Raw genomic sequence first — 25346 nt, 5'->3', positions numbered from 1 at the left:
AATAATGTAATCTGCGGTTTTTAACGTATTTAAATTTGTGTTATGTAAGTGTAAAGTATGCTAAAAGTAGCAAAACTAAACAAATCATATGTAATAATTTGCTATATTTGATACTGCCTCAATTCTAATTATTGTAAAAATATTGAATATTATGAAAAGAATTATTTTACAAATAGTATTTATCTTATTAGGAAGCCTAATAAGTTCATCAAATTTACATGCACAAATCCTACTTAAAGAAGCTTCATTAAAAAAGCAGATTGAAAACTCAAGTTTGGTTGTGGAAGGTGAGGTTATTTCGAAACAGTCCTTTTGGGATGCCGATAATAAAAATATTTATACATCCAATACGGTTAAGGTTTATAAGGTTTTTAAAGGTGATCTTGTTGAAACCATAGAAGTCATTACAAGGGGAGGTACGATTGGTTTATCAGCAGAAGTTGTTACGCCTAGTTTAAAATTAAACACGGAAGACATAGGAGTGTTTATGTTGTATGATAATAATATTAGGCTTAGTGCTCTTAGTAAATCTTCAAAAAAGCAATTCAAACCCTATGGCTCACTGCAGGGTTTTTATAAATATAATTTATATAATGACGAGGCTATAAACCCATTCAATAAAAAGAAAGGGGTAACTTCTTTTTATAAAGAAATTATGGGGTATACCAATATTAGCTATGTTGAAGTTAATAGCTTTCACAGAGCTAGTAAACAAACTAATTTGAGTAAAAGTACATTGGCTGCTCCGGGTTCAATAACTTTTACGCCAACTACAACAACTGCGGGGACTAAAACAGAGCTTACAGTTAATGGTACTGGTTTTGGTACAGCCAAAGGTAAAGTGCTGTTTAGTAATGCAGATGATGGTGGATCCACTTTTATTGAAGCATTAGGGACACAAGTGCTAGCTTGGTCTGATACTCAAATTACAGTTCAAATTCCTTCAGAAGCTGGAACAGGACGAATTAGGATAACGGATAGTGGAGGAGCTTCGGCAACTTCAACTAGTGATTTAATAATAACCTATTCTGAATCGAATGTTTATTATGATGCAGATGATATGACAAGTACAGGTGGGAGTAATGGGCCACTTCCCCTTTATGCTTACAGGGCACAGCATATTAAGGATAATTCTTCTGGAGGTTATACATGGGAAATGTTTACAGACTTTAATGCCAATGCAAATGCTAAAGCTGCGTTTTTAAGGGCGTTTGAGACTTGGAGATGTACAACAGGTATTAATTGGATAGTAGCTGGAGCCGTTACTACGGTTGATGTTGCTTCACAGGATAATGTAAATGTTATTCGGTTTGATAATGGAGATGAGTTGGAAACTGATGTTTTAGGTCAATGCATATCGTATTATAATGGCTGTTCTGCGGGTTCAACATTTAACTGGTTTGTTTATGAATTAGATATGCTCTTTGATGATGCGACTAACTGGAATTATAGTTCTGCTATCAACTCAACAGGGATTTCTCAATATGATTTTGAAAGTGTTGCACTTCATGAATTAGGACATGGGCACCAACTAGCTCATGTTAACGATACTAATGATGTTATGCATTATGCACTTTCAAATTCTGAAGAGCAAAGAGTTTTAGGGGCTAGAAATATTACAGCTGCGAGTGCTATTCAAGGAAGAAGCACAGGTTCTATGGTGTGTGCGCAACCTTTAATGACTAATCATCCTTGTTATTTAAGTGTTGAAGAAGAAGAGTTAGATGCAGCAATTGGCATTTACCCGAATCCAACAAGTGGTCAGTTTTATATAAAAAACAACTCACTTATTAATTTAGATAAAATTGTTGTTTACGATGTTCGAGGAAGACTAATTTCTCAACTTGATGCATCTAATGCATCACGAACAAAAACAATTAATTTAATGGGGGTTTCAAAAGGCTTATATTTTGTTAAGATTCTATCTGAAAGAGCAGAAATCACAAAAAAAATACTTATAGAGTAAATCAATTGTGATTAAAATTTTAATAAAAAGGCACTTTTTTAAGTGTCTTTTTTATTTTGCAACCCAATTTGTTTGATAATAGTTTAAATTAATCGTTGATTTTTGTGCGTATTAATCATATTTTATGTTAAAAACCAAGAATAATTTACATATTTTAAAAACTAAGTATTATTACTTATAATTGTTCTAAATTATAATTTTACTGCCCAACTTTTTGTCTATGAATTTATTGTAAATTACCTTTGCAAACTATACTTAATAAATTAACTAATGAGCGGATTTTTAAAATCTTCAATTGGAAGAAAAGTAGCCATGGCGCTTTCAGCTTTCTTCCTCATGTTTTTCTTACTTCAACATTTTGCAATTAACCTTTTATCTGTTTTTAGTGGCGACCTTTTTAACGAGGTATCTCACTTTATGGGAACCAATTGGTTAATTCAATTTGTAATGCAACCCATATTAATTTTTGGTGTTGTTTTTCACTTTGTTATGGGTTTTATCCTAGAGATAAAGAACAAAAAAGCAAGAAATATTGCTTATGTAAAAAACAATGGTGCTGCAAATTCAACGTGGATGAGTAGAAACATGATTTACAGTGGTGTTGCTATTTTAGCATTTATCATTTTACATTTTATCGATTTTTGGTTTCCAGAAATTAACACAAAATTTATACAAGGCGATTGGTCTGGAATACACGAAGGTGTTGATGGTTACCGCTATTTCCATGAGTTACAGGAAAAGTTTGTAAGCCCTATTAGAGTAGGGGCTTATGTTTTGGCTTTTGTGTTTTTGGCATTGCATTTATTGCATGGTTTCACCTCTGCTTTCCAATCTATGGGAGCTACTGCAAGCAGAAAGAAAACGTTACAAAACATAGGAAAGGCCTATTCAATTATAATTCCTTTAGGATTTATAGTTATTGCGCTATTTCATCATTTAAATCACCATTAATCTCAGATATATGGCATTAGATTCAAAAATACCACACGGTCCTTTAAAAGATAAATGGACAGATTATAAAAATCATATCAACCTAGTAAATCCTGCAAATAAGCGTCATATTGATGTTATTGTTGTAGGAACAGGTTTAGCTGGTGGTTCTGCCGCAGCTACTTTGGCGGAATTAGGTTATAATGTAAAAGCATTTGCTTATCAAGATTCACCTCGTCGTGCACACTCAATTGCTGCTCAGGGAGGTATTAATGCTGCAAAAAACTATCAAGGTGATGGTGATTCAACATATAGATTATTTTATGATACCGTAAAAGGGGGCGATTACCGTTCTCGTGAAGCAAACGTGTATCGTTTGGCTGAGGTTTCAGCTAATATTATCGACCAATGTGTGGCTCAAGGTGTTCCTTTTGCTCGTGATTATGGTGGATTGTTAGACAACCGTTCGTTTGGTGGTGTATTGGTTTCAAGAACTTTTTATGCTAAAGGACAAACAGGGCAGCAATTATTATTAGGCGCCTATTCAGCAATGAACCGTCAAATTGCACGTGGTAAAATTGAAATGTTCAACCGCCACGAAATGCTAGATGTTGTTAAAGTTGATGGTAAAGCGAGAGGTATTATTGCCCGTAATTTAATTACTGGTGAAATAGAACGTCATTCGGCTCATGCAGTTGTTATTGCTTCGGGGGGATACGGAAATGTATATTTCTTATCAACAAACGCGATGGGTTCTAATGCAACCGCTGCTTGGAAAATTCATAAAAAAGGGGCGTATTTTGCAAATCCTTGTTATACACAAATACACCCAACATGTATTCCACGTTCGGGCGATTATCAGTCCAAATTAACATTGATGTCTGAATCGTTACGTAACGACGGACGTATTTGGGTGCCAAAAAATATTGAAGATTCTAAAGCATTACAACAACGTAAAATAAAGCCAACAGATATTGCTGAAGAAAACAGAGATTATTTCTTAGAGCGTCGTTACCCTGCATTTGGTAACTTAGTACCTCGTGATGTGGCATCTCGTGCTGCTAAAGAACGTTGTGATGCTGGTTTTGGTGTAAATGCAACTGGCGAAGCGGTATTTTTAGATTTTGCTTCTGCAATTACACGCTACGGAAAAACACAAGCTAAAATTCAGAATATAGAAAATCCTTCCGATGCTAAAATATACGAATTAGGTCAAGCCATTGTTGAAGAGAAATACGGAAACTTATTTCAAATGTATGAGAAAATCGTTGACGAGAATCCATACGAAACACCGATGATGATTTACCCTGCAACCCATTATACTATGGGAGGTGTTTGGGTAGATTATAATTTAATGACTACCGTTGATGGGTTATATTGTATTGGTGAAGCTAATTTCTCTGAACATGGAGCTAACCGATTAGGTGCTTCAGCATTAATGCAAGGTTTGGCCGATGGTTATTTTGTATTGCCTTATACTATTGGCGATTACTTGTCTAATGAAATTAGAACCGGTAAAATTCCAACCAACACGCCAGAGTTTGACGAAGCTGAAAAAGAAGTAACTGATAGAATCAATTTCTTCATTAATAATAAAGGAGAGCATTCAGTAGATTATTACCACAAAAAATTAGGAAAAATTATGTGGGATAAATGCGGCATGTCTCGTAACGAGCAAGGTTTAAAAGAAGCCATGGTTGAAATTAAAGCATTACGCGAAGATTTCTGGAAAAACGTAAAAGTGCCTGGTTCTGCAAGCGAAATGAATCCTGAACTGGAAAAAGCAGGTCGTGTAGCAGATTTTCTTGAGTTAGGTGAATTATTCGCTAAAGATGCACTTAATAGAAACGAATCTTGTGGTGGTCACTTTAGAGAAGAATCGGTTGAATTAGATGGCGAACAAAAAGGCGAAGCAAAACGTAATGATAAAGATTATGCTTACGTAGCTGCTTGGGAGTACAAAGGTGAACCAGCCGATGCGGTTTTACATAAAGAAATATTAGAGTTTAAAGATATTGAACTAAAACAACGTTCTTATAAGTAATTTAGTCACTAGCCATCAGGAAATAGATGAGTGAAATCAAGACATATAAAGATTTATTGATTTGGCAAAAAGGAATTGAAATAGTAAAAGAAACCTATTTGTTATGCAAGGAAATTCCAAATGATGAATTATTTGGATTGCAAAGTCAAATCAAACGATCTTCCATTTCGATTCCATCTAATATTGCAGAAGGTTGGGGAAGGAATTACACTAAGAATTATTTGCAATTTTTAAAATATTCAAGAGGGTCTTTATTAGAATTAGAAACTCAAATTATAATAGCAAAAGAATTAAATTTTATTTCAACAGAAAGTTTTAATAAAATTCAAGATTTAATAAGCGAAGAAAGTAAAATGTTAAATGCCTTTATAAAATCAATTGATAAGTAGTTTTTACTAATTACTTTTGACTTTTGGCTAATAAACTATAAAATGAATCTAACACTTAAAATTTGGAGACAGAAAGACTCAAAATCAAAGGGTCAAATGGTCGATTATAAAGTAACTGATATTTCAGAACATATGTCTTTTTTAGAAATGATGGATGTTTTGAACGAACAATTAGTAAATACTGGTGAAGAACCTGTGGCTTTTGATCACGATTGTCGTGAAGGTATTTGCGGAATGTGTTCTATGTACATTAATGGTGAAGCCCACGGACCAGATAGAGGTGTAACCACTTGCCAATTACACATGCGTATGTTTAAAGATGGCGACACTATTACCATTGAACCATTTAGAGCAGCTGCTTTTCCAGTAATTAAAGATTTAGTGGTTGATAGAACATCTTTTGAGCGTATTCAACAAGCTGGAGGTTACATTTCAGTAAATACGTCTGGAAATACGCAAGATGCTAACTCTATTCCAATTTCTAAACATGCTGCCGATGAAGCTATGGACGCCGCCACTTGTATTGGTTGTGGAGCCTGTGTAGCAACGTGTAAAAATTCATCTGCTATGTTATTTGTGGGCGCAAAAGTGTCGCAATATGCTTTGTTACCTCAAGGTCAAGTTGAAGCAGCAGACCGTGTACGTAACATGGTAGCACAAATGGATTTAGAAGGTTTTGGAAACTGTACCAACACCGGTGCTTGCGAAATTGAATGTCCTAAAGGCATTTCATTAGACAATATTGCAAGAATGAATAGAGAGTTAATGAAAGCGAGTTTGTCTTAAAGACTACCTTTTATCGATAATAAATAGAACCCAGGCTTTTGCTTGGGTTTTTTATTTAGATTTGGCTTCTTAATTTGTTAAAATGAAAAAAAATGTTTGCCTTTTAGGGTTGATGTGTTTTATGAGCATGCTGTGTGATGCGCAAACAATAACTCATGATATTTCAAACAGATCATTCTTTTCCGAAACCATGTTGCTTCAACATATAAAAACATTATCATCTGATGTTTTTGAAGGCAGAAGAACAGGAACAAAAGGTGCTTTAAAGGCTGAAAAGTACATCGTCAACCAGTTTATGTTGTTTGAGGTTTTACCTTTAGGAAATGACTATTTACAGCCATTTTTGTTTACGGAAGCAGGCAGGCGTTATGAAAGTAAAAATGTTTTAGGGTATATAAAAGGGACAACATACCCTGAAAAATATATTGTAATTAGTGCACATTACGACCATGAAGGTGTTAAAAATGGAAACGTTTATAATGGAACAGATGATAATGCTTCTGGTACCAGTGCCCTGCTTAGTTTTGCTGAATATTTTAGAATCCATCCCCCAAAACATTCGGTTATTTTGGCGGCTTTTGATGCGGAGGAATTGGGGCTTCAAGGGTCTAAATACTTTGTAAATCATTCGATTGTTCCTTTGAAGCAAATCATGGTAAACCTCAATATGGATATGATTAGCCGAAGCGATAAGAACGAATTGTTTGCAGTTGGTACTATTCATAATGAAACTTTGAAACAAGTCGTTACAAATCATACCTATTCCAAAAAAATAAACTTTTTAGCAGGTCATGATGAAGGTAACTGGAAAGATAATTGGACCTATGCTTCCGATCATGCAAACTTTCATAAAAAAGGAATTCCATTTTTATATTTTGGAGTTGACGATCATGAAGATTACCACAAACCAACCGATGATTACGAAAATATCCAACCTGAATTTTATATAGAAGCAGTAAAGGTTATCATATCCGTTTTTGAAAAAATAGATTTATTAAACTTTTAAAAGTTTTAAAATCCTGCAAGGTTTTCAAAACCTTAGATATATCTAATTTTAAAAATAAGCCTTCAATTGAACCGTTCCAGTGTGTATGGTTCTGCTGGTTTCAGTTTTTCTACCAAAATAGCTTAGGTTTAAGTCTAAAAAATCGGTTAGTTTTTTCTGTGCCAACAAACTCCAAGTAAAGTTTTTTCCAGGTTGTAAGCCTTCCAACATTTGGTAGGAAACAGGCGTATTGGCACTGCCTTCAAATTTATTGGAGAAATAGTTAAACTCACCTATAATAGAGTTTTTTGGACTGCCTGCAAACGTAAACGACGTGCCGTATTTTTGCTGTTTTAGCGTTTCTAAACTCCCAATAGTATTCGCTTTACTGGCATGTTGGTAGAAGATATCGAAACGTGAATTGTCATTAAACAAATAAGATAGTTTAGGGTTGAAGCGCGTTTCATCAAAATTGTAATTTTTGCTAATAAAATTTTGACTTAAACTTTCATTGTTTTCAAAATCAGATTGTAGCGTTAGCAACCAACTTTCGGCAAATTTATGGTTGAAATTAAATTGATGGCTACGCAGTCCGTTTTCAATAAATCCAATGGATAATATATTCCGACTTCTATTTGAAAGAAATGTGTACGATGTGGTGTAATGCTGCTTTCCTCGATTAAAAAACAGTACATTTCGAAAATTAAGTTGAAGTCCTAATTGGTTTTCTTCACTACTTTCAAAGGGATTCAAATTAAAACTACCACCGTCACGTTTTAGTTTTCTATCAACCAAATAACTGGTTTGATTGTAAAAATGCGACCAGAATTTTTGAGTTTTATTTTCGCTTACCGACCATTGCGACGGATTGATAGTTAACGTTTGGCTCAATCTATTTTGATGTGTTTTTATATAAACCTGATTGGGCAAAAGCACCCGAATGTATTTCCCTTGGTCTTGAAATTGGGCTATTTCAAATTCTTCCAATTCTTGTATGCCGTTTTCATTGTAATCTATCCACGTGTAAGTGCCCTGTCCAGGCTCCACTTCTACATAAGTAAAATCTTGTTGTGGCAAGCTGCCCGAATTGGTTTCAAAAAGCGTGTTCCATTGCACTATTTGTTTGAATAGTTTTTGATTGAATTGTAATCTGGAATTGATGGATTGTTCGTCATCAAAACCATTTTCTTCATTCTTTAACGTTCTGTAATTTGCGAAAAGTGCTAAATTGGTATTGATATTTTGAATAAGGCGTGTGTCTAAATAAAAGGTGTTTGAGGTATTTACTTTTTGTAATTGGTTGTTTCTAATGCTATCGTTTATACGATTTTTATAACCAATTTCAGTGAAAATTTTCGTGCTGTCTCCAACTCCAAAAAATATTTCATAGGATTTGAATTTCTGACTTAAATCGGTTAATTCTTGGGTTGAAATAGTTTTTTGTTGATTATCTTCAATAGCTAATTTTGTGCCTAACCAACTTTTATTCATGCTATACACAACAGTATTTGAAGATCTTAAAAACGTAGAGGTATTTGTGTTTGAAGTAGCATTTAAAAAACTGGAATACGATGCAATTCTAAATTTATTAAGCATCAAGTGGGTATTGAAAACATGTCGGTTTCCATTAAAATTTTCAGCATATCCCAAATGTTCAAATCGATAGGAGGCAAATCCTTTTTCAACGTGAGTCAAATGTAATCCAGAAGTCAATAAGGTTTGATTTCCAAAATTTATAGTTGAATTGGTTGTTGATGGATCACCTAAATTCCAATCCCTATTAAATTCGGCATTATATAAACGTTCAATGGTTTTAAAATTTTCATTTATAAAATCTCCATCGGCAAACACTTTTAAATTCCATAAACTATCATTTTTTATAATATTTTGAGATATTTTAAGTTTCCCCGCAAATCCATTATTGTTACTGTCGTCTAAACTTGAAAATAGGTTTAAGTCGTTTTTACTGGCGGCTATTTCAAAACCTATATCGGTTTTTTCAGTTGGGGTATAGTTTCCGTTTATTACTGCTATTTGAAGTTTAGTTGGTGCAATTAATTGAACGATGGGTGCATAGTTTCCTTGTAAATTGCCAGCATATTCGTAAATATTATTAATAGCATTGGTGCTTTGTAAAACGTAGTCGCCTTGGTTGACGCCCACTTGCGAAAACGTAACACGATACAACGTATCATCTGGATTGTTGGAAAACACAAAAGCTTCAACGCCGTCAATCAATTCTTTTTTATACTGAATTCTATTATCGCTATACGATTCTAAAACATCTGATGGTGCTACCATTTGTGTTTTATCATCGCCAGCGCCTGAAAGTATTTGAACCTGCGCTTCCGATAAATTTTGTTGCAACGGTTGATTTTTAGCATCATTTTCAGAATATACCGAAACGCCAATATTCAATTTTTGACTTTCAAATTGGCCTCCTCCATAAGCCACCAACCGCGAATAGTTGCGTTCACTGTATTGGTAATCGACCGTAATTCGCATTTCGGACGTAATGGGAAAAGTGGAATTGAAAATAATTTCACCAGCATTATAATCGATGATATAATCTTTGTCTTCACCACGTTGGGCTACAATACCATTCACATATACGATTTCACTTCCTGAAACGATAAGTACATACAATTCACCATTTTGTCCTTGCAATTTATAAGCGCCTTGATTGCCCTCTTGGGCTTTAAACGTGCTTCTGGTAAATTGTCCACGTACCAAAGCACCGGCAGAAAACACATTGGTTTGAGCATCTTCATCGCCTAATTTTGTGTTTATAGACAGTCCTTGAACCCGTTTTGAAAAATTAGCGAAATAAGAATAGGTATTTTGCAAGTCGATATCGCCCGCTCGAATATTCCATTTATCACTATATAACTCTATAAAAACTTGGTCGAATTCATCCAGTCGTTGGCTATAACCACTTTCCTGTAACGGAATATTGGCGTCTTGAATGGAAGCTCGAAGCGATACCTTTTCACTCAGTTTTCCTGAAATCTGTAAATCCAATTCGCTATTTAAAACCGAATTTTGATTATTCCCAACAGTAACACCACGAGAAATACTCCCCGATGTTGTTAAACCATCAAAAGGAATGTAATTTTTAGAATCGTTAGGTTGTGAAAGTTGATATAGTTTTTGAAGATTTTCGGTGTTTTCAACTATAATAGAATCGTCTAATTGCTGGTAGGTTTTCGTTAAAAATTCTGGGTATTTCAAATAATTGATGATGATGGAGTCGGTTTCAACAGGTTTTAAAAACTTTAAAATGGCTTTTCCAAAATCAACCAAATAGAACGAAGTATCAATAACCGTATTATTTTTCGTTTTTATTGAAAAGTAGTTTGAATTAATACTTACACTATCAATAACAATAGAACCGCTTACAGCAACTTTTTTAGTTCTATAGTTTGAAACCGGATTCTGCGAAACACCACAAAACCAAATAAAAAAAATAAAAAGGCAGGTTATAAACTTCATTAGATATTTAAACTTCAAATCGTTTAAAATATTTTGTTAATAGATTTCGTTAAAAGTGCTATAAAATAATAGTGTAAAAGTAACGCATTATTTATTTTAGCTGAAATTCTTATTTATTTCATGAAAATTATCTCATACAACGTAAACGGTATTCGCGCAGCATTAAATAAAGGTTTTATAGATTGGTTAAAAAGTGCCAACCCCGATGTTATTTGTTTACAAGAAATTAAAGCCTTAAAAGAACAACTGGATTTAGATGTTTTTGTTGAAGCTGGTTACAAATACAACTATTGGTTCAGTGCCCAAAAGAAAGGTTATAGTGGTGTTGCCATTTTAAGTAAAATAAAACCAAACCATATAGAATATGGCACAGGAATTGCTTCCATGGATTTTGAAGGTAGAAATCTTAGGGCTGATTTTGATGGTGTTTCGGTAATGAGTTTGTATTTGCCTTCGGGAACCAACGACGCGAGGTTAGACCACAAATTTGAGTACATGGATATGTTTCAAGACTATATCAACAAATTAAAAACTGACATTCCGAATTTAATTATTTGTGGCGATTATAACATATGCCACGAAGAAATTGACATTCACAATCCAAAAGGTTTGAGTAATACTTCAGGGTTTTTACCAGCCGAACGCAAATGGATAGGCGCATTTATAAATAATGGATTTACCGATTCTTTCCGTCATTTAAATAAAGAACCAAACAATTATACATGGTGGAGTTACCGCGCCAATTCACGTGCCAATAACAAAGGTTGGCGATTAGATTATGCCATGGTTTCAAATGCCATACAAGAAAAGATAAAAAGAGCCGTTATACTATCGGATGCGGTGCATAGCGACCATTGTCCTATATTATTAGAAATTGATAATTAAACCCAATTTATTATAACCAAACCCATAAAGAAATTAAAATGATTAGAAAAATTTTCTTAGTTGCCTTAACACTAGTTTTTATATCTTCGTGTGTATCACCCAAAATTTACAAAGATTTAGAAGCCAAATACGCAAATTTAAAACAAGCAAACAGAAAGCTTTCCGATGAAAATGAAGATTTGCTTTTCGATAAAACAAAGGCTGAAAATGAGTTGAAACAACTTCGGTCAGATTATTCAGAAGTTCTTGCACAGCGTAATAAATTACAAAGTGATTACGACGCTACCAAAGCAAATCTAGATGCGCTAAAATCTTCTTACGATGCTTTAGAAAAAAACAGTTCAGCCTCTATAGCCGCAAATTCAGAAAAGAACAGAGAATTATTAGCGCAATTGGAAGCAAAGGAACAAGCTTTGGCAGACGAAAACCAACGTTTGGAAAACCTAAAAAAACAACTACAAGATCGCTCAAACCGTGTAGCAGAATTGGAAAAAGTAATTTCAGATAAAGATGCTGCAATGACTGCTTTAAAAGATGCTATTTCTAGAGCCTTAACCGATTTTGAAGGCAAAGGTTTAACCGTAGTACAACGCGACGGCAAAGTATATGTGTCTATGGAAAACAAATTGTTATTCAGTTCGGGAAGTTGGGCAGTTGGTGTTGAAGGACGCAGAGCCGTACAACAATTAGGTTCCGTTTTAGCAAACAACCCAGACATCGCTATTTTAATTGAAGGTCATACCGATAACGTACCATATCAAGGTGGTGGGCAAATAGTGGGTAACTGGGATTTGTCAACCAAACGCGCCACCGCCATCGTTAACATTTTACGCGAAAACGTCTCTATAAATGCCGAAAATTTAACCGCTGCAGGTCGTGGTGAGTTTGCACCTATCGCCACCAACGACACACCGGAAGGAAAAGCAAAAAACAGACGCATCGAAGTTATTTTAACACCTAAGTTAGACGAGCTTTCGAAATTGTTAAACGATAATTAAAAGTTGAGCGTTACCCAAGGGTTGGGTTTTTCACTATACCTTTTTTGCTTTTACTTGCAAAAAAGGATGTCGTTTCAACCCCTAACGCAATAAAAACCTTAACATAGTTTTAAACCTTTCAGTTCATTTGTAACTGAAAGGTTTTTTATCTTTAACACCTTATATAAAAATCGAAGGGACAAAACAGTCCAGTAATCAAAAATGAAATATACCACCATACCAAAAACCGATATAAAAGTTAGTAAAATTTGCCTTGGCACCATGACCTGGGGTAACCAAAATACTGAATCCGAAGGACATAAACAACTAGATTACGCATTAGAAAATGGCGTTAATTTTATAGACACTGCCGAAATGTACCCTGTGCCTGCAAGTACAGAAACACAAGGAAAAACCAGTAAAATTATTGGTACATGGTTAGCAAAAACAGGCAACCGAGATAAAGTTGTTTTGGCAAGTAAAATTGTAGGCCGCCCAAGCGATTATACAGCACACATTAGAACAACTGGATTAAACGCTAATTCTATACAAGAAGCTATAGATAATGAGTTGAAACGCCTGCAAACCGATTATATCGATTTATATCAAATACATTGGCCGGAGCGTGAAACTAATACGTTTAGCACACGCGACTATAAGCACAACCCAAACGATAGTTGGACCGATAATTTTAATGAAGTACTTCAAGCACTAAATGAGCAAATTAAAGCAGGTAAAATCAGGCATGTTGGAATGTCTAACGAAAAAGCTTGGGGAGCGATGCGTTATTTAGAAGAATCTAAAAACCATAGTTTACCTCGAATGAAAACCGTTCAAAACGCATACTCATTAATAAACAGAGGTTTTGAAGGCGATATGGCTGAAATTTCCATGCGGGAAAATTTAGGGCTGTTAGCTTATTCACCTATGGCATTTGGAGTGCTTTCTGGTAAATACATAAAAGGAACAGCAGCGGATAATGCTAGACTTAAATTGTTTCCAAGATTTGCACGCTATAGTAGTGAACAAAGTACAGAAGCCACCAAATGTTACCTGAAAATAGCCGAAGATAATGGCATGACCTTAGCGCAAATGAGTTTAGCTTTTGTAACTCAACAACCTTTTGTGACCAGCAATATTATTGGTGCTACCAGTTTAGAGCAACTTAAAGAAAATATCGATTCTGTAAATGTTAAGTTGAATGATGATATTTTAAAGCTAATTAATGAAGTGCATAACGTAATTCCTAATCCAGCGACTTGATTTCATGCTTATAATACAAAAAGTTTAGACATACTAAACTTTTTGTATTAACCTTTAGTTTTTTTGTACTTCTTGTAACTTATAAAAATCGTACAGTTTTTTATTGTATGGGTAATCCCAGCATCCCATTCTATGATAAAGGTTTCCACCAAATCCTTTTTTGTAAATATGTATGCCATGTAGTGGATGGGCTCTATTTAAATTTGGTGCGGACCCGAACATATCATATTCTGTACAACCCCATGCTTTTGCCATGCGTATAGATTCCCATTGCAGCGCATAACTTGCCATGGAGTTGTTTTTAGAAGATTTAGATGCGCCATATAAATACGTGCCTCTTTTTTTTGATAAAACTAAAAACATGGAAGATAGGAACTTGTCATCTATATCCGCCATAAGCATCTTAACTGTAACGCCATTTTTGTTATTATCTTGGTTTTTTAAAATGGTAGAAAAAAACTCTTGATTTTGTAAAGGCATGCCATGTCGAATAGCTGTGTCAAGATATAATTTGTACCAAGAATCTATATGTTCAATGCCGTATTCACGAACTCTAATACCTTTTTTATTCGCTTTTCTTACATTGTATCTTGTATTATATCTCATGTTATAAAGCAAGTCTTGTTCTTCTAAACTTAAATCAAGGAAAAAAGTATTTTTGGGAAGGTTGTCTTGCACGCTTTTTTTTAAATTCCAATTGGTGGTACCAAAATTTACTCTAAATTCTTGCGTTTGGTGAGGTGGCGGACCAATCCAATTTCCTGAATTGTCGAAATATTCTTTTTCACTCGCCCATTGATTTTCCCAAATTAAATCGTAGCGGATAAAGATGCAATTGGGAGGTAAGTGTGACTTTATGGATTCGGATAGCTGTTCTAAAAATAAACCTTGGTTTTCAAATGTTGGTTCTAATTTCGGTCCGTATGGAACGTAAGCAATACAAGTGTCATTATTTATGTACTTAATTAGAATTAATAAATCTTCAACTACTTTTTCTAAAGAACTAGCATTGCTGATTAATAAATTTTTAGAAATAGTTAATTCAAATCCTTGTGCTATAAATCCTTGGTTACTTTTTACTCGACCCCAAAAAGGTGTTTGAGGTAATATGTTTGTTGTTTTAAATTCTTCAATATCTTTTTGCTCTAACTCACAAATCATTTTTTTGGCAGCAAAATTAAGAAATCATATACTTAATTTAAAATCATTTGTAATTTGATTTCATCTTTATAAGAGTGGTCTTAAAATGTAAAAAATTATACTGAGAAATGTTTAATTCGTGAGTTTATATTTTAAAATATTAAACCATGGATAGTAGCACAGTGTTTTTAGCAATTGCCATTAACTTAATATAAGGGTTTAATAACGCCCAAAATACTATTTCTTGTTTCGTTACGTTTTCTTAACTTTGGCACACTAAATTAAATAAGCCTTGTCGTTGAACTTACAAGATATTCCTCGTGTAAAGACTATTACGAAAGAGGAATTTTTAAAACACTATTTTAAACCACAAAAGCCTGTGGTTATTGAGCGTTTTATAGACCATTGGCCTGCTTTCAGCAAGTGGAATTTAGATTACATGAAAACTGTTGGGGGCGAGATTATTGTTCCGTTATACGACGATAGACCGGTTGATTATAAAGATGGTTTTAACGAACCACATACCAAAATGAAATTAGCCGATTATATAGATTTGTTAAAAAGCGAACCTACTAAATACCGTATTTTTTTATGGAATGCCATTAAGGAAATACCACTATTGCAAAACGATTTTTCGTTTCCCGATTTTGGTTTGCGCCTCATGAAAGGTATCCCAATGCTGTTTTTTGGCGGACGCGATTCATACACCTTTATGCATTACGACATAGATTTAGCTAATATTTTCCATTTTCATTTTGAAGGTATAAAACAAGTTGTTTTGTTCGACCAAAACCAGAACAAATATTTGTACAAAGTACCACATGCACTAATTACTAGAGAAGACATCGATTTTTCCAACCCTGATTTTGAAAAATGGCCCTTGCTAAAAGAAGCAAAAGGTTACCAAACCACACTAGCTCATGGTGAAGTATTGTATATGCCAGAAGGCTATTGGCACTATATGCGATACATAACGCCTGGGTTTTCTATGAGTTTACGTGCCATTGCCCATAACCCTATAAATTTTAGTAAAGCGGTTTACAACATTGTTATCATGCGGAATTTTGATAACGCCATGCGCCGTATAAAGGGGCAAAAATGGATTGATTGGAAAAACCAACGGGCTATTGCCAAAACCCATAAGAACTTATAAATAAAGCGGTTTTTACAATAACTTATAATATATTTGTTTCACTTAAAATTTAAACTTATATCATGCGAAAAATAATCTTTTTAGTAGCCATTTTTACCGTAACTCTTAGTAATTCACAAGCTTTTATTGGCACTAACGATAACAAACTTCAGTTAGGAACCAATTTACAAAACAATGCAACCGGTGTTAACATAAGTTATGATTATGGGTTAGGCGAAAATATATCGGTTGGTGTGTCGTCATCATACTCTTTGAGTCTTAATGATAACATTTCTGCTAGTTTTGGCGACCGTTTTGATGTTAAGGGACGTTTTAATGCTAACTTAGGAAACGTAGTTAATATAGACGATAATTTTGACATCTACCCAGGTTTAAACCTTAGCCTTAAAAACTTTGGTGGGCATTTAGGGATGCGTTACTTTTTTACCAACGGTTTTGGTGTTTATACAGAGTTTAATGTGCCTTTAGCAAAATACAATACCGATATTTTAGATGCTGGTGAAAAATTACACAACCAATTTACTCTTAACTTAGGAGCTTCTTTTAATTTATAAAAGCACTTTTACAAATATTTAAAAAAGTGAAAAATTTAGTTTTTCGCTTTTTTTTTTTATAGTTATTTTAATAAAAGTAATTGACTTTTAAGATTGAATTAAGTAACATTTGGTTTCGTTTTAATACTCAATATTGAGAATTTTTTATTTATAAATTGAAGGGGATTTAATGGACAAAAAAATCCCAAACAGAGATGCTTGGGATTTTGTTTTTGGAATTTGAGATTCCTGCTTTCGCAGAAATTCTTAATATCTGTAATATTCTGGCTTAAATGGCCCTTCTACAGCTACACCAATATAATCTGCTTGGTCTGGTTTTAACTCGGTAAGTTCAACGCCAATTTTTGCCAAGTGTAATTTTGCTACTTTTTCATCAAGATGTTTAGGTAACATGTACACATCGTTTCCATAAGCTTCGCTATTAGTCCAAAGCTCAATTTGAGCTAACGTTTGGTTTGTAAACGAATTACTCATTACAAAACTTGGGTGACCAGTAGCGCAACCTAAGTTTACCAAACGTCCTTCTGCAAGTATGATGATATCTTTACCGTTTACGGTGTATTTATCTACTTGTGGTTTGATAGTGTTTTTTGTGTGACCGTGGTTTTTCTTTAACCAAGCCATATCAATTTCATTATCAAAATGCCCAATGTTACAGATGATAGTTTTGTCTTTTACAGCTTCAAAATGTTCGCCACGTACAATATCTTTATTCCCTGTTGTTGTGATAATTATGTCTGCATTTGGAGCAATGGTTTCTAGTTTTTTAACTTCAAAACCGTCCATAGCAGCTTGTAATGCGCAAATTGGGTCGATTTCGGTAACTGTTACAATACTTCCTGCACCTTTAAAAGAGGCGGCAGTACCTTTGCCAACATCACCATACCCACAAACAACTACGCGTTTTCCAGCAAGCATGATATCGGTAGCACGACGAATAGCATCTACGGCAGATTCTTTACAACCATATTTGTTATCGAATTTCGATTTTGTAACCGAATCGTTTACATTAATAGCAGGCATTGGGAGTGTCCCTTTTTTAACACGCTCGTATAGTCTGTGAACACCTGTAGTGGTTTCTTCACTTAAGCCTTTAATATCGGCAACTAATTCTGGGTAACGGTCTAAAACCATATTGGTTAAATCACCACCATCATCAAGAATCATGTTAAGTGGTTTACGGTCTTCTCCAAAGAAAAGCGTTTGCTCAATACACCAATCAAATTCTTCTTCGGTCATGTCTTTCCAAGCATACACTGATGTTCCTACAGCAGCAATAGCAGCAGCAGCTTGATCTTGTGTTGAGAAAATGTTACAAGAACTCCAAGTAACCTCGGCGCCTAAAGCCTGTAAGGTTTCAATTAACACCGCTGTTTGGATGGTCATGTGTAAACATCCTGCAATACGCGCTCCTTTAAGTGGTTGCGAATTTCCGTATTCTTCACGCAAACTCATAAGTCCTGGCATTTCGGCCTCGGCTAATTCTATTTCTTTTCGTCCCCAAGCGGCAAGTGAAATATCTTTTACTTTATTGGCTACGTAAGGAATTGTTTTTGTACTCATATCAACTTTTTGTTTTTCTTTGTTTTATAAAAGGAAAACATTTTTGGAATCGTATTTAAAATAGTTAAATTGCTCAACAAAAATGTTTTTTCTGCCTTAGGCAGTGCAAAGATAACTAATAACTTTTAGAAAATTAAATGCCTCTTTATAAAACTATTACTCCTGATTCACAAACTGTTGTTAAAATCTGGAAGATTTCAGAATCTTTTGATGATTTAATGCAATCAGTAAACTTAAAACCAAAAAGTTTAGAGCGTGTTCTGGGTATGAAAAGTGAAATGCACCAGCGTGGGTTTTTAAGTGTACGCTGTTTATTAAAAGCATATGGCTATGAAGATGTCGATTTATCTTATGATGAAAACGGAAAGCCGTATTTAAAAGATGGCAAATACATTTCCATTACCCATTCCTTTAATTTTTCGGCAGTAATAATTAGCGATGCTATTACTGGAATTGACATAGAAAAACAACGCGATAAAATTGGAGTGATTGCTCATAAATTTATCGATTACGAGTTTAGCTATCTTAACGAAAACACAATAGATTATGTTAATAAACTTACCGTTATTTGGTGTGTAAAAGAATCACTATATAAATTATTTGCAACTCCAGGGTTAAGCTTTAAACAACATTGTTTAGTAATTCCTATTTCTGATAATGAACATGAAACCATCGCTTGGATAGATTATGAAGATAAAAAATACCGTTATCAAGTTCAATTTTTAGAGTTTGAAGGTTTTACATGTGCATATGCCATAAAATAGATTAACAATTTTAAAAAAAAATATTTGTGTATTCGTGGCAGAAATTAAAAACATATACCAAAACATATTAAAATCTATTTCTGCTAAAGAAAGGCTTTTAGCTGTTTTAATAGATCCTGATAAGTTTTCTATTAAAAACACCAAGAATTTTATAGCAAGAGTTAACGCTTCTATAATAACCCATATTTTTGTTGGAGGTAGCACTGTTGAAACGGGCGTTACCAATATTTTAGTAGCCAAAATAAAAAAGCAAACCAAGCTTCCGGTCATACTATTTCCGGGAGATGTTACTCAAATTACAAATCATGCCGACGGTTTGTTATTTTTAAGTTTAATTTCAGGTAGAAATCCTGATTATTTAATTGGGAAACATGTTGAGTCGATTTCCATTCTTAGAAAGACAAAATTAGAGATTATATCAACAGGTTACATCCTTGTTGAAAACGGAAAAAAAACCGCTGTGCAACGGGTTACACATACACAGCCAATGAATAGAGCTGCTATTCAAAATATAATTGATACCGCCAAAGCAGGTGAGTTGCTGGGAATGAAATGGATATATTTAGAAGCTGGAAGTGGTGCAAAACATCCCGTAACTACAGCTATTATTAATGCGGTTAAACAGGAATTACAAATTCCATTAATTGTTGGTGGTGGTATTAAAAGCCAGCAGCAATTATTTGATGCCTATAATGCAGGTGCCGATTTAGTAGTTATTGGTACTGCTTTTGAAAATAATGAGAGTTTTTTTGAAACATTGAAGTAAAACAACTTATTTTTTTATTTCAAACACTTGTAAATATTCTGGTTCTATTTTAATGGAGTTAATGGCAGTTTTATCTAAATTGGGTTGCTTATCAAAATAAATTTTAAAGTCTTTTTTAAAAGGTTCAATTTCAAAAATTAAAGGTACTTCTTTTTCCAATTTTATGTCGGTAAGGTTTATAGACCAAGTGGTGTCATTATTAAAATTGTCGGCAACTAAGTTTTTGCCAGAATAGCATTGTAACTTATCTCCAGAATAATCTATGCGTAAATAAACATTTTTAGATACTTTAATCTGATTTTTATCAAACTTAAGTGCATATCTATTTGGCGAAAAAAGTACCTTCTCATACTGTTTTGGTTTTTGTGGCAAAATAATAGGCTCGGTTGTATTGCCAACAACATCCCAAGGAGCTGGAATTTTATATTGCTCTACCGTTTCCCAACTTATATCGGTTGGGATATAAACTTTATCGGCGTTGTAAAATTCAACTTCTAAAATTCCAATACAGGCTTTTTTGTTTCTTAAATAAGGGAAATCCAGTATTATTGTGTTTTTACCCTTTTGAACATAACCCGTAAAATCTAAAGTGTTTGTTTTTTCAGCTATTATGTTTTGATTCAACCACTTTCCATTAATTCTAATAATACAGGTTTCATCAGTTAGAAAATGAAAAACGGCCTTTTTTATATCGGCTGTATTTTCAAGATTAAAAGTCTTAAAAAACTGTTTGTGGTACAGTTCATTTTTTTCTTGATAGTTGTCTGCTGAAATTTGCAACCACTTGGCTTCATTAATTAAATCCGCTTTTTCAACAGTATAAACCATTTTTTTTTCAATATTTTGAAGGCTATAATGTTTAAAGCCGTTTATAGTTTTCTCTTTCGTTTTTTTTGTTGTATTTAATTGGCTATTATTTAACGAAACAACAGTATCCGTTTTATGAATTGAAAAAGCATGTAACTGGTTGTTCTCATCCATAATTAAATTGGCACTAGATAAAAACGCATGTGTTTGATTTTTGCTTTTGAAGTGCCAAAAATTATCAACTTGGTTTTCTGAAAGCACAAAAATACGTTGAATAGTAGCGTCCGTGTTTTTAATTATTATTGGATTTTTTAGTCCTAATTCGATGTTTTTCAATAGAAACTCATCACCACTTTTACTTATGTTTTTACCATTAACATGTATGCTTTTAATTTTTTTTGAAGCAAAGAGAAATTCAGCATCAATAGCATTAGTTTCCTTAAAATACCAGTCTTTGGTGTTTTCGGATTTTACATTGCATATAGGTTGAACCGTTGCATATTTGAGAATATTTTGTCCTATAGCCATATTTACAGGCCATATAAAAACTGTTTTGTCTTCAATATTTATGGGGATAGAAGGAATTTTTATAGTTTCATTATTTAACTGAATATTGAACTGCACCTCTTTTTTGGTTGATTTTGTATATCCTCGATAATAATTTGAAGCAAATAAAAACCCACTATCGTTTTTTACCCTAAAAGCATATTGTAATAGGTCTGTATTGGTATTGTTTTCAGGAATAATAGGTGCCATTGGAGCTAAATCTTCACCAAATTCTGCTAAGAAATAATGCAGGGGTTTTAACTTTTGATAGGCTTCTGAAATTTCACCTGTTTCGCGTAAGGCAGCTTGAAAATCGTATGAAATGTTGGGATATTCATTCCAATAACCAGATTCATATCGATCTTCTTCAAGTGTTGTGTATTTTCCAACAGGATTTAAACCGCCTGCAAACACATAATAGCCTGGTAAATTACTGCCCGAAGCTACGCTTGAGGTGGCAATGGTAACACCGTCTATAGGGTCTAAAATCGGGCGTCGATGTTCTGATATTTGGTTTCCAATACCTAATTCGCAGGTAAAATAGGGGTACAACACATAGTCGGGTTGGTATTTGTCTGACAATTCTTTATGTCCAATACTTTGGTCGTTTATGGGTTTATTGAAAAGATAACTTTCGTTAGTTGTAATTTTCTTGATATCGGTATTCCAAGGTGCTGCAGGATAACCGCCCCAAAGCGGAATAACCTCGTTTTCTGGAGTCGATGCGTTTCGCCACCCTGTAATGGTATACATAGGGACATCAATGCCATATTTAAGGGCTGTGTTTTTTAGTTCCATGATGTGCTGTTCTCCACTTTTCCCTCGCCAATATTCATTTTCTAGCTGAATGCCAATAACAGGACCGTTGTTTTTATAATATAGACCGTTTAACTGCTCTGCAATTTCACGATATAATTTATCAACATATTCTAAATATTTGATGTCATTGGTTCGTATTTTAAAATCGTTTTGGTTTACAATCCAATCGGGTAAGCCACCATTTCTAACTTCTCCATGGCACCAAGGTCCAATACGTGGATACGCCCATACATCATGTTTTTTGCAAAGTTCTATAAACCTTCTTAAGTTTTTATTGCCGCTCCAGTCGAAAACACCTTGTTCCTCTTCATGGTGAATCCAAAAGACATAAGTAGAAATAATTGTAATGCCATTGGCTTTCATTTTCAAAATTAAATCTTCCCATTTATCTGGGTTGCAACGTGAAAAATGGATTTCGCCCATAACTGGTAAAATCGGTTTGCCTGCTAACGATAAAAATTTATTATTAATAGTAATTTCTTTTCCTTTTGACCCCGAATGCCCCATTTTTAAAGTGCCTTCAATGGGTTTTGGAACATTAATACGGGCATCAATCTTTATTTTTTGACAATACGAAGATGTTGATGTGAGAAGTAAAGCAGTTATAATTAATCTAAAATATAATGCCATTAGTTTGATTTTTAAATTGATATCATGGATTTTCTTTTACGTAAGAATTCCATACTGTTCGCTCTTTCTTTTCAAATAATTCAGAGATAATATCCAATGAAATTTTTTCTTTTGGCATAAATTTATCAGACTGCATATATGTTATAATACTTCTATAAAGCTGATTGGCTACAGGGCTATTACCATCATTTTTGTTAATATTAATACTGCAAACCATTAATTTTCCACTATTTACGTTTGCTTCAAAAAGCATTCCTAATCGGCGGTTTAAAAACCACGTGTCTACAGGCTGAATGATGGGTCTAAAATGTGGTGGAAAATTTTCCAAATTCATAATCTGTTGTTTGTTGGCAATATCCCACCATTGTAAATCAGCATAATAATCCGTTGGGAAATCATTAAAAACAGGATGTTTATCTTTTATTAGAATACCTGTAGTGTGTGGAGGTCGCATTTTAAACCAAGAGGTATTCCAAAAAACGGGCGTTTGATATTGTACAACATCTTTACCATTTTCAACAGTGCCTGCAGCTAACAATAAAACATTGCCACCTTGTTTTAATACTTGACTTGCTTTAATATCTAAAATTTTGGTAACATAAATTTTATTAGTTTTAATCTCTCCAGTAGTTTTTGGGTATACCCAAATATCCCATTGGTTTGTGTAACTACCTACATGAATTTTTAACGTACATTTTGAAGCTTTAGTTACAAAACTGAGTGGGACTTGAATGTTTCCTAACTTATTTCCTTTGCCTAACGGAATGATTTTATTTTCGAAATCACCTGATTTAACAATGGTATTGTTTTCATCAAACAGCTCCCATTTAGGATATGTGTTTTCTAAAGCTTTTCCAATAAAATTAGCAACTTCTATACTAGAAATTAAAGTTTCATCATTGTAAAATGTATATTTTGGTAACCGAGCTAATGGCACAACATCGTTACAAAATGATTTAAATTCAGATGCCGAAATATAGCCTTTCTCATCCCAAAAAGCATCTAGAACACCAACCAATGCTGTGCCTTGACCAGAAAAATCATTTAAGCTTAATAGTTGAAATCCAGCCAAATTTGGGGTTCGTAAAGTTGCTTCAATTTCTTGTTTGTAGCAGGATGCTTGTGATTTTCCTGAAGCCATTAAAAAATCATGAGCTTGATCTACCATATGGTGATCCTTTAAATCTTCCTGAAACAACTCAAAATTTTTGGCTTTTAGGACACCTGTGTATTTTTTAATTTCATCAAAATTGGGATAGGCACACCATTGTCCCATTTCGAAAGTTACATAGGGTTTATCTTGGTTTTCGGTTTTATCTCGGTAATCAAATACGCTTTCTGGTTGTTTGTCGTTCCATTCCAATCCTCTAGGAGGCGATCGTACAATAAAATCGCTATTTTCAATAATAGACCAGCTTCTTCCTGTTGATGCGCCTGTAAAAACACGTTGCGAATCGTATGCTTTAAAACGAGCGACCCAATTCTCTAAATATGGCACATAATTTCCTGAAGGTTCATTCCCATAAGCCATCATACAAAACGATGGGTGATTTCCGTAGGTGTCAATAATCCTTTTGGTTTCGTCCATTAAATACGCATCAATTGGTTTTCCATTACCCAAACTCACAGAATATTTTGCCCAACTAGGGCCTTCAATCTGTAAATAAATGCCAGCTTTGTCAGCTGCAATAAAAGCGGCTTCCGGTGGACAATATGAATGAAAACGAACGTGGTTTAATCCAAAAGATTTACATATTTTATAAATGCGCTCCCAAGAAGCTTCGTCTGTTGGGGGATATCCAGTTAATGGAAAAACACTGCATTCTGTAGTTCCTCTTAAAGAAATGGGGATGTTGTTTATTTTAAAATGTTTGTCTTCAATGGTGAATTCCCGCATTCCAAAAACTTCTTTTTTAGCGTCTAGAATATCTTCATTGGTTTTTAAAACAGTTTCTATTTGGTATATGTTTGGTGTAAATTCATTCCATGTTTTAAAATTGTCACCCATTGGAATTTCTGCAACTAATTCGCTAGAGTCATTATTGAATTTAAACGATAAAGGGTTTAAATGGTGCTCATGGTTTAGTCCATTTATTTTAATGTCAACTTCTAGCTTTTGCGTTGCTTTTTTATTCAGAATTATTTTGATTTCAATATTTTTAGCCGAAATATTTGGCGTTATTTTAACTTGATTAATATTATATTCTTTTTTTTGAAATAACATTATTTCACCAATAATACCATTCCAGTTGCCTTGTGTATGGTCTGAAATACTATGCGAATTTATGCCAACATCTAAATCTCTAATAGCATTGTCTACACGAATGGTTAAAGTATGTTTTCCTGGTTTTATATTCTTCTGAATTGTAAAACTGTGCGGAACGGATAGACTGTTTTGTGTCCCAGCATACATAGTATCTATCCAAACTTGAGTTTGCCAATGAGGTCTTTCCAGTTCTAAAGAGATGGTTTTATTTGTCCAGTTTTCAGGTATAATAATTTCTTTTTGATACCATGCAGCCCCCACATAATGTTTGTTTGGGGTTAACCAAAACGGAAATTTTAAACTATCTTTTTTTCTGTATTTTTCCATGGCAGGATTGAAATACCATGTACTATCGTAAATACTTCCCGTCCATTCTGTAATTAATGTAGGGTTGTTGCCAATACCTTGGTCTCTTAAAGAAGATGGTAATTGAATACTATCTTCAAACTTAAGAGCTTGCCAATTTTCTTTTACGCCTATATTGGTTGGGTCTAATTTATAGGCCCAATTTCCTTTAAGATTTATTTTTTCAGGTTGATTGGCACATTGAAAGAGCACAACCATTGAAAATAAGGCAAACCAGAATTTTATTGACATACTCTAATGCTATTTGTAATGACA

Annotated in this window: 18 protein-coding genes; 13 read left to right on the top strand and 5 right to left on the bottom strand. The window is 33.9% G+C overall.

The genetic code is table 11. The annotated features are described in order from the left end of the window. Positions 1-151 precede the first annotated feature (151 nt). The 6 genes from VP395_RS06580 (at position 152) to VP395_RS06555 (ending at position 7121) form a co-directional block, all read left to right on the top strand. The gene (locus tag VP395_RS06580) at positions 152-1966 is read left to right on the top strand and encodes a T9SS type A sorting domain-containing protein (RefSeq protein WP_346240957.1); all 1815 of its coding nucleotides are present in this window, start codon (positions 152-154) and stop codon (positions 1964-1966) included. A 270-nt stretch (positions 1967-2236) separates the two neighbouring features. Beyond that, the gene (locus VP395_RS06575) at positions 2237-2917 is read left to right on the top strand and encodes a succinate dehydrogenase cytochrome b subunit (RefSeq protein ID WP_346240956.1); all 681 of its coding nucleotides are present in this window, start codon (positions 2237-2239) and stop codon (positions 2915-2917) included. Positions 2918-2927: 10 nt separating this feature from the next. Then, positions 2928-4940 (top strand): fumarate reductase/succinate dehydrogenase flavoprotein subunit, encoded by a 2013-nt coding sequence (locus VP395_RS06570; protein ID WP_346240955.1) that lies wholly within the window; start codon positions 2928-2930, stop codon positions 4938-4940. Between the two features lie 26 nt (positions 4941-4966). After that, complete coding sequence (locus tag VP395_RS06565; protein ID WP_346240953.1) at positions 4967-5329, top strand: four helix bundle protein; 363 nt, start codon at positions 4967-4969, stop codon at positions 5327-5329. A gap of 42 nt (positions 5330-5371) precedes the next feature. Beyond that, a complete protein-coding gene (locus VP395_RS06560; RefSeq protein WP_346240952.1) occupies positions 5372-6115 on the top strand; it encodes a succinate dehydrogenase/fumarate reductase iron-sulfur subunit in 744 nt (247 codons plus the stop codon). Between the two features lie 82 nt (positions 6116-6197). Beyond that, positions 6198-7121 (top strand): M28 family peptidase, encoded by a 924-nt coding sequence (locus VP395_RS06555; RefSeq protein ID WP_346240951.1) that lies wholly within the window; start codon positions 6198-6200, stop codon positions 7119-7121. 48 nt (positions 7122-7169) lie between these two features. Here VP395_RS06555 and VP395_RS06550 read toward each other — a convergent pair whose 3' ends face one another. Continuing rightward, entirely contained in the window at positions 7170-10592 is a 3423-nt protein-coding gene (locus VP395_RS06550) for a hypothetical protein (RefSeq protein WP_346240950.1), read from the bottom strand. A 120-nt stretch (positions 10593-10712) separates the two neighbouring features. Between VP395_RS06550 and VP395_RS06545 the strand changes: the two genes are divergently transcribed. The 3 genes from VP395_RS06545 (at position 10713) to VP395_RS06535 (ending at position 13717) form a co-directional block, all read left to right on the top strand. After that, positions 10713-11477 (top strand): exodeoxyribonuclease III, encoded by a 765-nt coding sequence (locus VP395_RS06545; protein WP_346240949.1) that lies wholly within the window; start codon positions 10713-10715, stop codon positions 11475-11477. Between the two features lie 38 nt (positions 11478-11515). Next, positions 11516-12475 carry an OmpA family protein gene (locus VP395_RS06540; RefSeq protein WP_346240948.1) on the top strand — a complete coding sequence of 320 codons (960 nt, stop codon included), beginning with the start codon at positions 11516-11518 and terminating at the stop codon, positions 12473-12475. A 201-nt stretch (positions 12476-12676) separates the two neighbouring features. Then, complete coding sequence (locus tag VP395_RS06535; RefSeq protein ID WP_346240947.1) at positions 12677-13717, top strand: NADP(H)-dependent aldo-keto reductase; 1041 nt, start codon at positions 12677-12679, stop codon at positions 13715-13717. Between the two features lie 54 nt (positions 13718-13771). On the opposite strand, the gene VP395_RS06530 is transcribed toward VP395_RS06535, so the two are convergent. Further along, positions 13772-14878, bottom strand: a complete 1107-nt coding sequence (locus tag VP395_RS06530; RefSeq protein WP_346240946.1) for a lipid II:glycine glycyltransferase FemX — start codon at positions 14876-14878, stop codon at positions 13772-13774. A 271-nt stretch (positions 14879-15149) separates the two neighbouring features. Between VP395_RS06530 and VP395_RS06525 the strand changes: the two genes are divergently transcribed. Both VP395_RS06525 and VP395_RS06520 read left to right on the top strand, forming a co-directional pair. Then, on the top strand, positions 15150-16010 hold the full coding sequence (locus tag VP395_RS06525) for a cupin-like domain-containing protein (protein ID WP_346240945.1): 861 nt from the start codon (positions 15150-15152) through the stop codon (positions 16008-16010). A 62-nt stretch (positions 16011-16072) separates the two neighbouring features. After that, positions 16073-16564: a DUF6646 family protein gene (locus VP395_RS06520; RefSeq protein ID WP_346240944.1), complete on the top strand. Its 492-nt coding sequence runs from the start codon at positions 16073-16075 to the stop codon at positions 16562-16564. A 246-nt stretch (positions 16565-16810) separates the two neighbouring features. Here the strand turns inward: VP395_RS06520 and ahcY are convergent, their stop codons facing one another. Next, the gene (gene ahcY / locus VP395_RS06515) at positions 16811-18127 is read right to left on the bottom strand and encodes an adenosylhomocysteinase (protein WP_346240943.1); all 1317 of its coding nucleotides are present in this window, start codon (positions 18125-18127) and stop codon (positions 16811-16813) included. Between the two features lie 137 nt (positions 18128-18264). Here ahcY and VP395_RS06510 point away from each other — a divergent pair, with 137 nt between their 5' ends. Next, a complete protein-coding gene (locus VP395_RS06510; RefSeq protein ID WP_346240942.1) occupies positions 18265-18891 on the top strand; it encodes a 4'-phosphopantetheinyl transferase family protein in 627 nt (208 codons plus the stop codon). Positions 18892-18934: 43 nt separating this feature from the next. Further along, entirely contained in the window at positions 18935-19657 is a 723-nt protein-coding gene (locus tag VP395_RS06505; RefSeq protein ID WP_346241012.1) for a phosphoglycerol geranylgeranyltransferase, read from the top strand. A 6-nt stretch (positions 19658-19663) separates the two neighbouring features. Here VP395_RS06505 and VP395_RS06500 read toward each other — a convergent pair whose 3' ends face one another. Both VP395_RS06500 and VP395_RS06495 read right to left on the bottom strand, forming a co-directional pair. After that, on the bottom strand, positions 19664-22459 hold the full coding sequence (locus VP395_RS06500; RefSeq protein ID WP_346240941.1) for a beta-galactosidase: 2796 nt from the start codon (positions 22457-22459) through the stop codon (positions 19664-19666). A 22-nt stretch (positions 22460-22481) separates the two neighbouring features. Further along, complete coding sequence (locus VP395_RS06495; protein WP_346240940.1) at positions 22482-25322, bottom strand: sugar-binding domain-containing protein; 2841 nt, start codon at positions 25320-25322, stop codon at positions 22482-22484. Positions 25323-25346: the final 24 nt, after the last annotated feature.

This window comes from Mariniflexile soesokkakense, from assembly GCF_039650365.1.
Lineage (GTDB): Bacteria > Bacteroidota > Bacteroidia > Flavobacteriales > Flavobacteriaceae > Mariniflexile > Mariniflexile soesokkakense.
Note: the sequence above shows the minus strand (reverse complement) of the source record. Positions and strands in the feature narration are given on the sequence as shown.

Excerpts from the sequence above, each read along its gene's own strand:
- VP395_RS06510 (WP_346240942.1), top strand. The coding sequence starts at position 18,265 with ATGCCTCTTTATAAAACTATTACTCCTGATTCACAAACTGTTGTTAAA.
- VP395_RS06545 (WP_346240949.1), top strand. The coding sequence starts at position 10,713 with ATGAAAATTATCTCATACAACGTAAACGGTATTCGCGCAGCATTAAAT.
- VP395_RS06550 (WP_346240950.1), bottom strand. The coding sequence starts at position 10,592 with ATGAAGTTTATAACCTGCCTTTTTATTTTTTTTATTTGGTTTTGTGGT.
- VP395_RS06565 (WP_346240953.1), top strand. The coding sequence starts at position 4,967 with ATGAGTGAAATCAAGACATATAAAGATTTATTGATTTGGCAAAAAGGA.
- VP395_RS06580 (WP_346240957.1), top strand. The coding sequence starts at position 152 with ATGAAAAGAATTATTTTACAAATAGTATTTATCTTATTAGGAAGCCTA.
- VP395_RS06570 (WP_346240955.1), top strand. The coding sequence starts at position 2,928 with ATGGCATTAGATTCAAAAATACCACACGGTCCTTTAAAAGATAAATGG.
- VP395_RS06540 (WP_346240948.1), top strand. The coding sequence starts at position 11,516 with ATGATTAGAAAAATTTTCTTAGTTGCCTTAACACTAGTTTTTATATCT.
- VP395_RS06530 (WP_346240946.1), bottom strand. The coding sequence starts at position 14,878 with ATGATTTGTGAGTTAGAGCAAAAAGATATTGAAGAATTTAAAACAACA.
- VP395_RS06535 (WP_346240947.1), top strand. The coding sequence starts at position 12,677 with ATGAAATATACCACCATACCAAAAACCGATATAAAAGTTAGTAAAATT.
- VP395_RS06555 (WP_346240951.1), top strand. The coding sequence starts at position 6,198 with ATGAAAAAAAATGTTTGCCTTTTAGGGTTGATGTGTTTTATGAGCATG.
- ahcY (WP_346240943.1), bottom strand. The coding sequence starts at position 18,127 with ATGAGTACAAAAACAATTCCTTACGTAGCCAATAAAGTAAAAGATATT.
- VP395_RS06500 (WP_346240941.1), bottom strand. The coding sequence starts at position 22,459 with ATGGCATTATATTTTAGATTAATTATAACTGCTTTACTTCTCACATCA.
- VP395_RS06575 (WP_346240956.1), top strand. The coding sequence starts at position 2,237 with ATGAGCGGATTTTTAAAATCTTCAATTGGAAGAAAAGTAGCCATGGCG.
- VP395_RS06495 (WP_346240940.1), bottom strand. The coding sequence starts at position 25,322 with ATGTCAATAAAATTCTGGTTTGCCTTATTTTCAATGGTTGTGCTCTTT.
- VP395_RS06560 (WP_346240952.1), top strand. The coding sequence starts at position 5,372 with ATGAATCTAACACTTAAAATTTGGAGACAGAAAGACTCAAAATCAAAG.
- VP395_RS06520 (WP_346240944.1), top strand. The coding sequence starts at position 16,073 with ATGCGAAAAATAATCTTTTTAGTAGCCATTTTTACCGTAACTCTTAGT.